This window comes from Streptomyces sp. NPDC047061 (assembly GCF_040643955.1).
GTDB lineage: Bacteria > Actinomycetota > Actinomycetes > Streptomycetales > Streptomycetaceae > Streptomyces.
In genome coordinates this window covers 337,101-350,541 of sequence record NZ_JBEYVI010000002.1, presented here as the reverse complement: position 1 = coordinate 350,541, position 13,441 = coordinate 337,101, and the positions used below count along the sequence as shown (strand labels likewise).

The 13,441-nt window shown below is 68.5% G+C and carries 13 protein-coding genes; 6 read left to right on the top strand and 7 right to left on the bottom strand.

Features of this window, described 5'->3' with window-relative positions; genetic code table 11:
• Positions 1-297 precede the first annotated feature (297 nt).
• The 6 genes from ABZ887_RS05095 (at position 298) to ABZ887_RS05070 (ending at position 8,908) form a co-directional block, all read left to right on the top strand.
• On the top strand, positions 298-1,176 hold the full coding sequence (locus ABZ887_RS05095) for a hypothetical protein (protein WP_361282996.1): 879 nt from the start codon (positions 298-300) through the stop codon (positions 1,174-1,176).
• A 204-nt stretch (positions 1,177-1,380) separates the two neighbouring features.
• Positions 1,381-2,880, top strand: a complete 1,500-nt coding sequence (locus ABZ887_RS05090; protein WP_361282994.1) for a glycosyl hydrolase — start codon at positions 1,381-1,383, stop codon at positions 2,878-2,880.
• Positions 2,881-3,030: 150 nt separating this feature from the next.
• Positions 3,031-4,482: a glycosyltransferase family 2 protein gene (locus ABZ887_RS05085; RefSeq protein WP_361282992.1), complete on the top strand. Its 1,452-nt coding sequence runs from the start codon at positions 3,031-3,033 to the stop codon at positions 4,480-4,482.
• Positions 4,483-4,503: 21 nt separating this feature from the next.
• On the top strand, positions 4,504-5,730 hold the full coding sequence (locus ABZ887_RS05080) for a hypothetical protein (RefSeq protein WP_361282990.1): 1,227 nt from the start codon (positions 4,504-4,506) through the stop codon (positions 5,728-5,730).
• A gap of 14 nt (positions 5,731-5,744) precedes the next feature.
• On the top strand, positions 5,745-6,842 hold the full coding sequence (locus tag ABZ887_RS05075; protein ID WP_361282988.1) for an NDP-sugar synthase: 1,098 nt from the start codon (positions 5,745-5,747) through the stop codon (positions 6,840-6,842).
• Positions 6,843-6,880: 38 nt separating this feature from the next.
• Positions 6,881-8,908 carry an acyltransferase family protein gene (locus ABZ887_RS05070; protein WP_361282986.1) on the top strand — a complete coding sequence of 676 codons (2,028 nt, stop codon included), beginning with the start codon at positions 6,881-6,883 and terminating at the stop codon, positions 8,906-8,908.
• 3 nt (positions 8,909-8,911) lie between these two features.
• Here ABZ887_RS05070 and truA read toward each other — a convergent pair whose 3' ends face one another.
• The 7 genes from truA to infA all read right to left on the bottom strand — a co-directional run bounded on the left by truA (position 8,912) and on the right by infA (position 13,236).
• Complete coding sequence (gene truA, locus ABZ887_RS05065) at positions 8,912-9,757, bottom strand: tRNA pseudouridine(38-40) synthase TruA (RefSeq protein ID WP_361282984.1); 846 nt, start codon at positions 9,755-9,757, stop codon at positions 8,912-8,914.
• 143 nt (positions 9,758-9,900) lie between these two features.
• Positions 9,901-10,425, bottom strand: coding sequence for a 50S ribosomal protein L17 (gene rplQ / locus ABZ887_RS05060; RefSeq protein WP_361282982.1), 525 nt, complete (start codon positions 10,423-10,425; stop codon positions 9,901-9,903).
• Between the two features lie 168 nt (positions 10,426-10,593).
• Entirely contained in the window at positions 10,594-11,616 is a 1,023-nt protein-coding gene (locus ABZ887_RS05055; protein WP_003966937.1) for a DNA-directed RNA polymerase subunit alpha, read from the bottom strand.
• A 143-nt stretch (positions 11,617-11,759) separates the two neighbouring features.
• Positions 11,760-12,164 (bottom strand): 30S ribosomal protein S11, encoded by a 405-nt coding sequence (gene rpsK, locus ABZ887_RS05050; RefSeq protein ID WP_003956432.1) that lies wholly within the window; start codon positions 12,162-12,164, stop codon positions 11,760-11,762.
• Between the two features lie 70 nt (positions 12,165-12,234).
• Complete coding sequence (rpsM, locus tag ABZ887_RS05045; RefSeq protein WP_031167100.1) at positions 12,235-12,615, bottom strand: 30S ribosomal protein S13; 381 nt, start codon at positions 12,613-12,615, stop codon at positions 12,235-12,237.
• Positions 12,616-12,839: 224 nt separating this feature from the next.
• Positions 12,840-12,953, bottom strand: coding sequence for a 50S ribosomal protein L36 (gene rpmJ / locus ABZ887_RS05040; protein WP_003998809.1), 114 nt, complete (start codon positions 12,951-12,953; stop codon positions 12,840-12,842).
• A 61-nt stretch (positions 12,954-13,014) separates the two neighbouring features.
• Positions 13,015-13,236 (bottom strand): translation initiation factor IF-1, encoded by a 222-nt coding sequence (infA, locus tag ABZ887_RS05035; RefSeq protein ID WP_003948620.1) that lies wholly within the window; start codon positions 13,234-13,236, stop codon positions 13,015-13,017.
• Positions 13,237-13,441: the final 205 nt, after the last annotated feature.

The window sequence follows — 13,441 nt, the reverse complement described above, 5'->3', positions numbered from 1 at the left end:
CAATGCCGGGGACGCTGCCCGTATGCCGCCCACTGGTAACTGCTCCAGGGAACCTAGGTAGAGGCCACTCCCGTGAGAATGAGCGGGCCAATACACAACGAAGAGCTAGCGTACCGGGGTGCCCCCGGTAGGGTCAAAACGAGCTCGCGCGACCCTGCGGGACGAGCGATCGTCGACATTGGCGGAAACCCGTGGCCCGCGGCCGCACCGGGATGCGCCGTCCTGCCCCCAAAGGTCCCCTATCACCGTTCGTACAGTCGCACCGGCACCCCCCTCCCCCCGTCTAAGATGCGCCCCATGAGTTATGGGCAGGGGGGACCTCAGTCCCAGTGGGATCCGTGGAAACCGCAGTCTCAGCAGCCCTGGAGCAGCGGGACCGGCCAGACTCCGGACTGGGCATCGCTCGCCGAGGCCTCGGAAACCCGGAACAAGCGGCGCAGGGTGTTCTTCATCGGCGGCGGCGTGGTCGCCACGCTGGCGATCGGCACCGCTGTCGCCATGGCCGTGGTGTCCGCGAACGGCGACAACAACGCCTCCGGCACGCCCACCAACCTGCCCGCGAGCGCCTCGCTGCCCAGCGACTCGGCCGACCCGGCGCCGTCCTTCGCGCCGACCAGCGCGCCGCCGCCGCTGGACCCGGAGGAGTTCATAGGCAACGTGAAGAAGGACACGGCGCCGCTCAGCGCCGAGACCCTCTTCCCGGGCACCCAGCTGACCATGGGCGAGACGGTGTACAAGAAGGGCCCCACGGCCGACACCAAGAAGTGCGCCACGGCCGCCAAGGGCACCCTCCCGAGCGTCTTCACCAAGAACGACTGCACCCGCCTGCTGCGTGTCACCTACTACAAGGACGGCGTCGCGGTCACGGTCGGCGTGGCCGTCTTCGACACCGAGGCGCAGGCGAGCAAGGCCAAGACCGAGGCCGACAAGAAGGGCTTCGTCACCGCCCTGGCCGGCTCCGGCGTGAAGGCCTTCTGCGACTCCGGCGTCTGCCGCACGACGACCAATTCGTACGGCCGCTACGCCTACTTCACCACCGCCGGTTTCCTCAACGGCAAGGACGTCACCACCAAGGACACCAAGGTCTTCCAGGCCGGCGACGACCTGGCCGAGTTCACCTTCCGCCAGATCCACCGCCGCGGCGAGGCCCAGGCGTCGGCGGCGGCCCAGAACTAGGGGCTGTGCTGGAATCGCCGCGACGCGCCGTCGTTCGTCCGCGGCGGCGTCGTGACCGGTCGCGCCCGCGCGGCGGCAGCGGGCTTCACCCGACCTGATCAGCGGGTCACCGCACGCCTCCGGCCCGGGGGCGAATCGCCGGACCCCGTCCCCTTCGAGGCAGAATCTCCTCGGGGTGCACCGGGGAGGGTCGGGGAGATGGACATGCGCGGGCGGGTTCGGCTCGTGGGGGCCGGGGTGGCGGCGGGGCTGCTCGCGCCCCTGACATGGTGGGCCACCCGGCCCGAGGCCACCGGCGACGACGGCGGCCCGCGTCCGGTCCCCGCGGACCTGCGCGCGCGGGACCCGCACGCGACCCCCGCCGCCCGCCGGGTCTACGCCCTGCTCGCCGGACTGGAGAACCGGGCGCGGCGCGGCGAGCCGTCCCGGACGGTCATCGGCCAGCACGTCGAGCTGCAGAACGAGCGCTACAACGCGTCGTACGGCGACTACCGAGGCGCCAAGCAGCCCGGCTACTACTACAAGAAGGCCCGCGACATCACCGGCAGGCTCCCGGGGTTCGTGGAGATGGACCTGGGGCCCGGGTACGGGCAGCCGGGCTGGGCGGTGGGCGAGCCGCGCTCCTACTCCCGCTCCTCGTGGCCGAGCTGCCGCAGGTACTGGGGGTACGTCGACGACGCGGTGGACCTGGCGCTCGGGGTATGGGCCGGGCTGCCGCGGCCGGCGGACGGGTCGTACCACCCCTCGGGCACGCACGTCGACTGCGCCTCCGGGACCCGGGTGAGCCTGCCACAGAACGGGGGCGGCCCGGCGGGCATCGTCGGTTTCTCCTTCCACCAGCCCTACCCGGGCAGCGCCGTCAAGGGCTTCGAGCAGACCCGGTACCAGAACTCCCCGGCGGCCCGGGACAGCGGCTGGTTCGGCCGGGTGGTCACCCCGGGCACCGCCGAGCACCAGGCCCTGCTGGCGAACCTGGACTATCTGGCCGACCACCTGGGGTACCTCGCGGAGCACGGGGTGCCGGTCCTGCTGCGGCCGTACCACGAGATGAACACCAGGCCGGGGCACGGATTCTGGTGGGCGGGGCAGGATCCGGCCGCCTACCGGAAGCTGTGGCATGTCACATACGACCACCTCGTGGGCGACCGCGGTCTGCACAACCTCCTCTTCGTCTGGTCCCCCAGCGCCTGGGACGGCACCTTGGCACGCGAGCCCGGCGACTACTACCCGGGCGGGCGGTACGTCGACGTCGTGGGCGTGGACGACTACAGCGACACCCCGCAGCGGCCGTTTCGGGGGCAAGCGCTGGACCGAGGTCTGGTACCGGGGCCTGGAGCGCTACGAGCGGCCCCGCGTCATGGCCGAGTCCTTCCACGTCCCGCTCGGCTCCGCCCAGCACAGGACACTTTCGGACACCCCCTGGGTGCTCTGGACGGTATGGGGACAGGCCCTGACATACGCCAATGTCTCCGGCACGAGCGGAAAGAACACTTTGCAAGACGTAAAAGCGACTTATGCGTCTTCGCAGGTCATCACCGGCGGCGGGGACGGGCGGACGGGCTTCGACTGGACTTGGTTGCACAAGACATAGATTTATTACTTTCCCACTACATCTTGCTCACCAGTGCTTCTTGGCGGATTCTTACGTGGCAGGATTTGATTTCTTGTACGGCCGGGGCTCAGGAAGCCCGGGGGGGCATCTGACCGGCCGCAGAACGCCGAAGAAGGCGCCGGGGGGCAACACAAACGGCCCGGAGCGGGACGGATGAGACGAGGTTTCTCGTGTCACCGGCACCCGTCACCGAGCCATGCCCACTCGGCCGCCGCCGAACTCACGGAAGAGCATGTAGCCGTATGGCATCGACAGTGGTCGACGGGGGAGCCCCGCATTCGCGACACAACGCGAAGCTGGCCAAACGCACTGCCGAGTGGAAACCGGGCATCCTGCCGTTCCTGATCCCGCTCGTGTTCCTGACTCTCTTCAGCCTGTGGTCCTACACACCCAGCGACTCGCCGCTGGCCTGGCTGATCACCATCTGCTGGGCCCTGCCGGTGCCCGGCGTGCTCGTGTCGATCCAGGGCTTCCTGCTGATCCGGCGCCGGATCCGCAAGGCCCATCTGATGACCCCGCCGGCCCTGGTCGAGCAGGACTTCCTGACCGTGCTGGTGCCGACCATCGGGCGCCACGACACCTACCCGGCCCTGGAGCGCTCGGTCCTCTCCTACGTGGAGCACCTGCCGGAGTGGTTCCCGTACATGCGCGTGGACGTGCTCACCGAGGAGGGCTGTGAGGCCGCCGAGCGCATCGACGCGCTGGCCGCGACCAGCCACCTGATCCGCGTGGTCACGGTCCCGAAGGCCTACCAGACCAAGAACGGCACCCGCTTCAAGGCCCGCGCCAACAACTACGCCCACGAGCTGCGCATCGAGGAGGGCGAGGCCCTCGAGCACGTGTGGGTGCTGCACATGGACGACGACACCGGAGTGGGTCCCGACACCTCCGCGTCCCTCGCCCAGTTCATCAACCGGCAGCGCCGTGCGGCCCCCGAAGAGGTCAAGCACATGGCGCAGGGCATCCTGACGTACCCGCGCGAGAACGCGGTGTCCCTGCTCACCTGGTTCGCCGACGCGATCCGCCCCGCCGACGACATCGCCCGGTTCCGCGCCTTCACCGGCCTCGGCACCCCGGCCGCCGGTGTGCACGGCGAGCTGCTCGTCATCCGCGCCTCCATCGAGGCGGAGATCGGCTGGGACTTCGGTCCGAAGGAGATCGTCGAGGACGCCCGGCTGGCCCTGACCTTCTGCCGCCTCTACCCGGGCCGCAGCGACTGGTTCAACGGCCGCTGCTACGGCGCCTCGCCCGCCAACACCCAGGACTTCATCAAGCAGCGCGAGCGCTGGGCCTGGGGCCTGGTCGCCCTCTGCTTCAACCGCAAGGTGCCGCTGCGCTACCGCTGGTTCCTTACCATCTGCGTGACGAGCTGGATCCTCGGTCCACTGCAGCACGTCGGCACGATCCTGTTCGTGGCCTGGTTCATCGGCGACATGAACACCTCACCCGTGACGCAGTCCGTGGTCATCCTCTGGTCGGTCAGCTTCGCCTACGTGATCTGGGCGTACTGGGAAGGTCTGCGACTCAACGCGATCGCCTCCGTCAACGGCAAGCGCAGGTGGTGGGAGCCCATGGCCGTCCTGGTCATGCTCCCGTTCTTCTCCCTCATCGAGGGCATCGGCGGCATCAAGGGCCTGTGGAAGTTCGTCCGCCGCGAGGAGAACAAGTTCGTCGTCATCGCCAAGCCCGCCTGACCCGGAAGAGACCCCACACTCATGAAGCGCGCACGCCTGCCCTTGCTCGCCGTGCTCCCCGTCACCGTCATCGCCCTCGTGGTGGCGACCCCGTTCGTGGTCGGCGACCACCCGCTGCAGTGGTCGTCCGGCTCGTTCATGCCCCACCTGGTGCTCGACGGCAAGGAGCACAGCGGGCCGGCCGGCTCCACGAGCGGCGACGGCAAGACCTCCGCGGCACCCTCGCCGACCACCGAGGTCGCCAAGGTGGACAAGGAGTGGAAGGAGGGGATGCCGCAGTGGGGCGCCCAGCTCTACTGGGAGGACAACCCCAAGCACTCCCTCGCCTACATCGAGAAGCAGGCCCGGCTGCACGCGAACTACCTGGTCGGCCTGCACGCCAACTCCGTCAGCGTCTCCTTCCCGTTCTTCACCGGGAAGCTCGCCTCGACGGCGGTCAGCCGGGGTGACAAGACCCCGACCCCCGAGCGGCTCGCCCGCGTCCTCGCGATCTTCCACGAGGCCGGGCTGCGCACCACCATCCGGCCGCTGATGGACGAGCACTCCCTGAAGGCCGAGAAGGGCTGGCGCGGCTCCATCAAGCCCGCCGACCGCAGCGCCTGGTTCGCCTCGTACGAGAAGTTCGTCACCCCATACCTGAAGGCGGCGGAGAGCGAGAAGGCGGCCACGTTCGTCATCGGCACCGAGCTGAACTCCCTGGAGGGCGACGCGCACTGGGAGACCGTCGTGGACGACGCCGAGAAGGTGTTCAGCGGCGAGGTCGCCTACGACGCGAACTGGGACAACTACGTCGAGGGACCGATCACCATGCCGGTGAACCACCTCGGCATCGACGCCTACTTCCCGGTCAAGGTCGACGACGACGCCTCGGTGCAGGACCTGGTCGACGGCTGGGACAAGTGGCTGGACAGGAAGGCCACCGGCACCCTCCCCAAGATCACCGTCGCCGAGGCCGGCATCGGCGCCATGAACGGCGCCTACCACGCCCCGGGCGACTTCTACACCAAGCGGGCGGTCAACCCGAAGGTGCAGGCCAACTGGTACACCGCCGTCTGCAAGGTCGTCCAGGAACGGAAGATGAGCGGCGTCTACTGGTGGTCGATCTACTTCGACGACGCCCCCAACACCAAGCCCGACGACAAGGTCGCCTCCCGGCTCGACTTCGCCGGCCGACCCCAGTCCGAGAAGGCGATCAAGACCTGCTTCACCTCGGGCTACGCAGGCCCCGGCACCACCACCACCAGCTGACCAGCGAGGCACTCATGCAGGAAGCCATCATCCTGGTGGGCGGCAAGGGAACCCGCCTGCGCCCACTGACCAACCACACCCCGAAGCCGCTGCTCGGCGTCGCGGGCTCCTCCTTCATCCGCCACCAGGTGGCGAAGCTGATGGACGCCGGTGTCGAGCACCTGGTGTTCGCCACGTCCTACCTCGCCGGCCTCTTCGAGGAGGAGTTCCGGGGCTTCTCCCGGGACCTGGACATCTCCTACGCCGTCGAGGAGGTCCCGCTCGGCACCGGCGGGGCGATCCGCAACGCCGGACGGCTGCTGCGCGGCCCGTCCGACGCCCCGGTGCTCGTCCTCAACGGCGACATCCTCTCCGGCGTGGACCTGCGCGGCGTCCTGGCGTACCACGAGGCCAACGCGGCGGACGTGACGCTGCACCTCACCCGGGTCGCAGACCCGCGGGCCTTCGGCCTGGTGCCCACCGACCGGTCCGGCCGGGTGCTGTCCTTCCTGGAGAAGCCGAAGACCCAGGAGGAGTGCGTCACCGACCAGATCAACGCCGGGTGCTACGTCTTCCGCCGGTCCGTCCTGGACGCCATCCCCGGCGACCGGGAGGTCAGCGTCGAGCAGGAGACCTTCCCCCGGCTCGTCGCGGGCGGCGGGCGGGTCTTCGGCCACACCACGGACGACTACTGGCGCGACCTCGGCACCCCGCTGGCCTTCGTCCAGGGGTCGGCCGACCTGGTCACCGGACGGGCTGCCTCGCCCCTGGTGGGACCGCCGGCCGAGGCACTGATCCATCCCACCGCCACCGTGCACCCGAGCGCCCTCGTCACGGGCGGCTCGACGGTCGGCCCGCACGCGGTCATCGGCCCGCGCGTGGTCGTCGACCGCTCCATCATCGGCGCGCACGTCACCGTGGCGGAGGGCGCCCGGATCCACGAGTCCGTGGTCGACCACGACTCCTCGATCGGCAACGATTCGTTTCTCCGCGAGGTCGTGGTGGGCTGCCACGCCCACGTCGGCGCCGAGAACGAGCTGCCCGCCCAGCTGCGGCTGTCGTGCGGCATCCGCATCCCCAGCCAAGGCGTGCGCGTCAGCGGTACGGCTGCCGCCTGCCTGACGGCCCACTGAAGTCGCCGGTCCGACCGGACACAGTTACTGGAGAACCGTTGACCCGCCATCGCTCCCCGGCCACGCAGACGGAACGCCTGCGCAAGTACCGGCCGGACATCCAGGGCCTGCGTGCCGTCGCCATCATGATGGTGGTCACGATGCACGTCGGCCTGCTCGACATCCACGGCGGCGTGGACGTCAGTTTCGTGCTGAGCGGCTTCCTCATCGGCAGCCAGCTCCTCGCGGAGATCGAGAAGACCGGCAAGGTGTCGCTGAGCAAGTTCTGGGCGCGCCGGATGCGGCGGCTCGCTCCCGGCATGGCCGTCGTCGTGATCACCACGGCGGCCGTGGCCTGGCTCTACGCCAGCCCGCTCAGGTTCCGCGAGACCATGAAGGACGGTCTCAGCGCGGCGCTCAGCTTCATGAACTGGCGCCTCGTGGAGACCGGCACGGACTACTTCGCGAACGACGGGACGCAGTCCCCGTACCAGCACTTCTGGTCGCTGGGCATCGAGGAGCAGTTCTATGTGGCCGCCCCGATCGTCCTCGTCGTCACGGCCTGGCTGTCCCGCAAGATCTTCCGGAACCGCGCCCTGGTGGCACTGTTCCTGATGACCGCGATCGCCGGGTCCCTGTACCTGTCGGTCAAGCAGACCGCCGAGAACCAGCCCCTCGCCTACTTCGGCACCCAGACCCGTATCTGGGAGCTCGCCTCCGGCATCCTGCTGGCCCTCGGCGCCCCGCTGCTCTCCCGCATGAACCAGGGGCTGGCGGCGGTGATCTCCTGGCTGGGCCTGGTGACCACCATCGGCACCGCGCTCCTCATCACCAAGGAGACCCCCCTGCCGGGCTACGCGGTGGCCGGCCCCGTGCTGGGCGCCTGCATGATCATCGCCGGCGGCTGCGCCAACCCCCGCCTCGGCGTGGAGCGGATCCTGCACAACCCGGTGACCAACTACGTCGGCAACGTGAGCTACGGCTGGTACCTCTGGCACTGGCCGATCCTGGTCCTGTGGCCCGACGTCGTGGGCCGGGACATCACCTACTCGGACCGCTTCCGGGTGCTCTCCCTGTCCTTCATCCTGGCCGTCCTCATGTACTACGTCGTCGAGGCCCGGTTCCGGAACAACCCGCAGCTGGTGGCGACCCCCTGGAAGGGGATCTTCGCCGGCGGCACGGCCACCGCGAGCGCCGCCGCGGCCACGGCGTGCGCCCTGTTCATCCCGCTCAACCTCGCCACCTCGGCCGCCGCCGTGAACGGGGGCGCCACCGGATACGCCGGCGAGGCGTCGGTGCGCAAGGCCGTGACCCAGGGCGAGCTGTCGGCGACCGCACTGAACGCGCTGGCGACCGCCCCCAAGGACACCACCCACTACGGCTGCATCGACAACACCGACGTCGAGAAGTTCGTCATGCGCGACAACTGCGTCATCGGCGACAAGACCGGGAAGCGCACGATCGTCGTCATCGGCGACTCGCACGCCTGGCAGTGGGGCGACGCCTTCAACGCGCTCGGGCAGTCCCTGCACACCAAGGTGGTGACCATGGCGAAGGGCGGCTGCTCCCCCGAGGTCTACGCCATCAAGAACCCCGAGCTGAACCGCGAGTACTCCGAGTGCGACAGCTGGCGGGAGTCGGCGTTCAAGAGCATCGAGGACCTCAAGCCGGACGTCATCGTCGTCACCAGCCGCATCCGCCGCGAGGTGACCGAGGCCGGCGCCGAGAAGGCGTTCAAGAAGTTCGAGGCCTCCGGCGCCAAGCTCGTCTACATCACCGACACCCCGCAGCCCGGCCGGAACGTCCCGGACTGCCTCGCCACCCACATCCACGACGTCACGGCCTGCAGCCCCGACGAGAAGACGGCCGTCGAGTACCCCGACTTCCGCGTCATCGAGCAGAAGGTGGCGGAACGCCACGGGGCCACGGTCGTCGACTCACTGCCCGCGTTCTGCGCGGACGACGTCTGCCCGACGGTGATCGCCGACCAGATCGTCTACTTCGACAACAGCCACATGACCGGCAGCTACGCCAAGTCGCTGGCGCCCTTCCTCAAGCCGACCGTCAAGAAAGCCCTGGCCGGCTGAGCCTCAGACCGTCCGCACCCGTACCCGGCGGGCCTGCCGCTGCCGTTCGAGCAGTTGGTCGGCCGCCGGGTACGCGACCTCCTCCAGGGTCAGCCCGTGCGGCCGTACGACGTGCACGGCGCTGTCCCGCACCCCCGCGTCCAGCACCTTCCGCGGCCACTCCACGCCCCGGTGCCCGTCGCCCACGAACAGCAGCGCGCCGACCATCGACCGCACCTGGTTGTGGCAGAAGGCGTCGGCCCTGACCTCGATCTCGACGACCCCGTCGCCGCGCCGGCCCACCCCGAAGCCGAGGATCTCCCGGATCGTCGTCGCCCCTTCGCGCTTCTTCGCGTAGGCGGCGAAGTCATGCTCTCCGACCAGCGACTTGGCGGCGGCGTCCATGACATCGACGTCCAGCTCCCAGTCGTGCCACAGCACGTGGTTGCGCAGCAGCGGGTCCACGCCTCCCGGCCGGTCCCCGACCCGGTACACGTACCGCCGCCACAGCGCCGCGAACCGCGCGTTGAACCCGGCCGGCGCCTCACCGACCGACCACACCCGCACGTCCTTCGGCAGCCGCCCGGCGAGCCGCTTCAGCAGCTTCTCCCGCTGCTCCTCCCACACCCCGGCCGGCAGATCGACATGCGCCACCTGCCCCCGCGCGTGCACCCCGGCATCCGTCCGCCCGGCCACGGTCAGCTCGTACACCGTGTCCTGCGAGCGCGTGACCACCCGCAGCGCGTCCTCGACCTCCCCCTGCACGGTCCGCTTCCCACCGGCCTGCTTGGCCCACCCGTGGAAGTGGGTCCCGTCGTAGGACAGGTCGAGACGGATGCGCACATGGCCGGGCTGAACGTCGTCACTCACGGAAGAATCCTCTCAGGTAAAGAAAAGTGGGCCCGTCCCGTGAAAGGAACAGGCCCACTCATGCGCCCCGTCAGGGGCGCGGGAACTGCGCGACCAGCCACTACGGCGCCGCAGCCGCCGGCCGGCAGTCCCCGGCAGAACGCTTACGCGTCCTTCGACTCCTCGGCAGCGTCCTCGGCCTCGTCGGCCTTGGTCACGTCGACCTTGGCGTCCTCGACCTCGACGGTCTCGGCAGCCTTGGTCTCCTCGGCCTCCTTGACCGCACGCTTCGTCGCGGCCTCGGCCTCACCGGTCGCCTGCTGGGCAACCGTCAGCGCCTCGACCAGCTCGATGACAGCCATGGGCGCGTTGTCGCCACGACGGTTACCGATCTTGGTGATGCGGGTGTAGCCACCGGGACGGTTCTCGTACCGCGGGCCGATCTCGGTGAAGAGCGTGTGCACGATGCTCTTGTCCGTGATGACCTGGAGCACCTGACGACGGTTGTGAAGGTCGCCCTTCTTCGCCTTGGTGACCAGACGCTCGGCGTACGGGCGCAGACGGCGCGCCTTCGCCTCGGTGGTGGTGATACGGCCGTGCTCGAAGAGCGACTTCGCGAGGTTCGCGAGGAGCAGCTTCTCGTGCGCGGCGCTGCCGCCCAGACGGGCACCCTTGGTGGGCTTCGGCATGGTTCTTCTCCTGTGTGTCTGCCCCGGCCGTGTCAGGTACCGAGGTCAGTATCCGAGCAGACGGTTGTCTGTCGGAGATCCGGGCGCCTTTTCAGACGCCCGGAGGGTCCGCGCCCCGTAAGGGGCGCGGGGAACTGCGCGACCAGCCACAACGGACCGGCAGCCGAATCAGTACTGCTCGGTCTCCACGAAACCGGCGTCAGCATCGTCATCGGCGCCGAACGCGTCAGCCGCAGCGGTCGGGTCGAATCCAGGCGGGCTGTCCTTGAGCGCCAGGCCCATGCCGGCCAGCTTCGCCTTGACCTCGTCGATGGACTTCGCACCGAAGTTGCGGATGTCCAGGAGGTCCGCCTCGGAGCGCGCAACGAGCTCACCCACGGAGTGGATGCCCTCACGCTTGAGGCAGTTGTAGGAACGGACCGTGAGCTCCAGCTCCTCGATCGGCAGCGCCAGGTCGGCGGCAAGGGCGGCGTCCGTCGGGGACGGGCCCATGTCGATGCCCTCGGCGTCGATGTTCAGCTCGCGGGCGAGACCGAACAGCTCGACCAGGGTCTTACCGGCGGAGGCCATGGCGTCACGCGGACGCATCGCCTGCTTGGTCTCGACGTCGACGATCAGCTTGTCGAAGTCGGTGCGCTGCTCGACACGGGTCGCCTCGACCTTGTACGTGACCTTCAGCACCGGCGAGTAGATGGAGTCGACCGGGATACGGCCGATCTCCTGGCCCACCTGCTTGTTCTGCACGGCGGAGACGTAACCGCGGCCACGCTCGACCGTGAGCTCCATCTCCAGCTTGCCCTTGCCGTTGAGCGTGGCGAGGACGAGGTCGGGGTTGTGCACCTCGACACCGGCCGGGGGCGCGATGTCCGCGGCGGTGACCAGACCCGGACCCTGCTTGCGCAGGTACATCACGACCGGCTCGTCGTGCTCCGAGGAGACGACCAGCTGCTTGATGTTGAGGATCAGGTCGGTGACGTCCTCCTTGACGCCCGGCACGGTGGTGAACTCGTGCAGCACGCCGTCGATCCGGATCGACGTGACAGCAGCGCCGGGGATCGAGGACAGGAGGGTACGGCGGAGGGAGTTGCCGAGGGTGTAGCCGAAGCCCGGCTCCAGCGGCTCGATCACGAACCGGGAGCGGAACTCGTCGACGACCTCTTCGGTCAACGAGGGACGCTGAGCGATCAGCATGTGTGGATCAGATCCTTCTTTCGTGGACGCCCACTATTTGACGTCCGACGGGACCGCGCCCGTGAAGGGCGCGGGTACTGCAAGGGTACGGGCGGTACGCCCCTTACGGAGCCGTACCGCCCGAGCAGCCCTGCGAAACGACGTCAGACGCGACGACGCTTCGGCGGACGGCAGCCGTTGTGCGGGGTCGGGGTGACGTCCTGGATGGAGCCGACCTCGAGGCCCGTGGCCTGCAGGGAGCGGATCGCGGTCTCACGACCGGAACCCGGGCCCTTCACGAACACGTCGACCTTGCGCATGCCGTGCTCCTGGGCGCGGCGGGCAGCTGACTCGGCGGCCATCTGCGCGGCGAACGGCGTGGACTTCCGGGAGCCCTTGAAGCCGACGTGGCCGGCGGAGGCCCAGGAGATCACGTTGCCGGACGGGTCCGTGATGGAGACGATCGTGTTGTTGAACGTGCTCTTGATGTGCGCGTGGCCGTGAGCGACGTTCTTCTTTTCCTTGCGGCGCACCTTCTTGGCAGCGCCCTGACGACCCTTGGGGGGCATCTAGTAACTCCTACGGGGAGGTGGTCGGTCCTACAGCGAAGACCGCTGATGAAGCGTTGTCCGCTGCGGACTACTTCTTGCCCGGCTTCTTCTTGCCGGCGATGGCGCGACGCGGGCCCTTGCGGGTGCGGGCGTTGGTGCTGGTGCGCTGACCGCGGACGGGCAGGCCGCGACGGTGACGCAGACCCTGGTAGCAGCCGATCTCGACCTTGCGGCGGATGTCGGCCTGGATCTCGCGACGGAGGTCACCCTCGGTCTTGATGTTGTTGTCGACGTACTCGCGGATGGCGACGAGCTGCTCTTCGGTCAGGTCGCGAACGCGGGTGTTCGGGTCGATACCGGTCTCGGCCAGCGTCTGCTGGGAGAGTGTCCGGCCAATGCCGAACACGTAGGTGAGGGCGACCTCCACGCGCTTTTCGCGCGGGATGTCAACACCGGAAACGCGTGCCATTCAATGGCTCCTGGTGATCTTCGGAGGTCTTCCGCAGAACCGGTTCCCAGCCGCCGGCCTCTTCACGCTGTTCAAAAGACGCAGCCAAAGATTAGGTACGAACTGGGTCCCCGGCCTCCGAGCCGGGGGTGTCAGGCACCGCGGCGCCTGGGTCCTGCCTATGAACATTTCAGCTCGCGTCGCGCGAATCTCTGCGATGTCGATGCAGAGGGATTGGTCCTGCGTCAGCCCTGGCGCTGCTTGTGGCGCGGGTTCTCGCAGATGACCATGACCCGACCGTGACGGCGGATCACCCTGCACTTGTCGCAGATCTTCTTGACGCTCGGCTTGACCTTCATGGGATTGAGGTTCTCCGGGTCAGTTGCCGGCGGCCCCGCTCGCGCGGGACGTGGGCAAGATCTACTTGTATCGGTAGACGATCCGGCCACGCGTCAGGTCGTACGGAGACAGCTCCACCACGACCCGGTCGTCAGGGAGGATGCGGATGTAGTGCATACGCATCTTGCCGCTGATGTGTGCCAGGACCTGGTGGCCGTTCTGGAGCTCGACCTTGAACATGGCGTTCGGAAGAGACTCGACGACAGTGCCCTCGATCTCGATGGCACCTTGCTTCTTGGCCACGCTTCGCCCTTCGAATCGACTACCTTGATCGACTCCCACGCTTCCCGCTTGGGATACTCACGGGCGCATGCGGACATGCGGGTGCACGAGAGCCGACGAGTCAGTCTACGTCAGCGCACCCGGAAAGACGAATCGGGAAAGCCTGCCCCAGAAGGCAGATCATTAAGCGCGCAGCGCCCCGTAAGGGGCGCGGGGCTGTATACAT

What these genes read in the sequence shown, in the direction of transcription:
- ABZ887_RS05090 (WP_361282994.1), top strand. Translation starts at nt 1,381, where the DNA reads ATGCGCGGGCGGGTTCGGCTCGTGGGGGCCGGGGTGGCGGCGGGGCTG.
- ABZ887_RS05095 (WP_361282996.1), top strand. Translation starts at nt 298, where the DNA reads ATGAGTTATGGGCAGGGGGGACCTCAGTCCCAGTGGGATCCGTGGAAA.
- rpmJ (WP_003998809.1), bottom strand. Translation starts at nt 12,953, where the DNA reads ATGAAGGTCAAGCCGAGCGTCAAGAAGATCTGCGACAAGTGCAGGGTG.
- ABZ887_RS05075 (WP_361282988.1), top strand. Translation starts at nt 5,745, where the DNA reads ATGCAGGAAGCCATCATCCTGGTGGGCGGCAAGGGAACCCGCCTGCGC.
- ABZ887_RS05080 (WP_361282990.1), top strand. Translation starts at nt 4,504, where the DNA reads ATGAAGCGCGCACGCCTGCCCTTGCTCGCCGTGCTCCCCGTCACCGTC.
- rpsM (WP_031167100.1), bottom strand. Translation starts at nt 12,615, where the DNA reads ATGGCACGCGTTTCCGGTGTTGACATCCCGCGCGAAAAGCGCGTGGAG.
- ABZ887_RS05055 (WP_003966937.1), bottom strand. Translation starts at nt 11,616, where the DNA reads ATGCTGATCGCTCAGCGTCCCTCGTTGACCGAAGAGGTCGTCGACGAG.
- rpsK (WP_003956432.1), bottom strand. Translation starts at nt 12,164, where the DNA reads ATGCCCCCCAAGGGTCGTCAGGGCGCTGCCAAGAAGGTGCGCCGCAAG.
- rplQ (WP_361282982.1), bottom strand. Translation starts at nt 10,425, where the DNA reads ATGCCGAAGCCCACCAAGGGTGCCCGTCTGGGCGGCAGCGCCGCGCAC.
- ABZ887_RS05085 (WP_361282992.1), top strand. Translation starts at nt 3,031, where the DNA reads ATGGCATCGACAGTGGTCGACGGGGGAGCCCCGCATTCGCGACACAAC.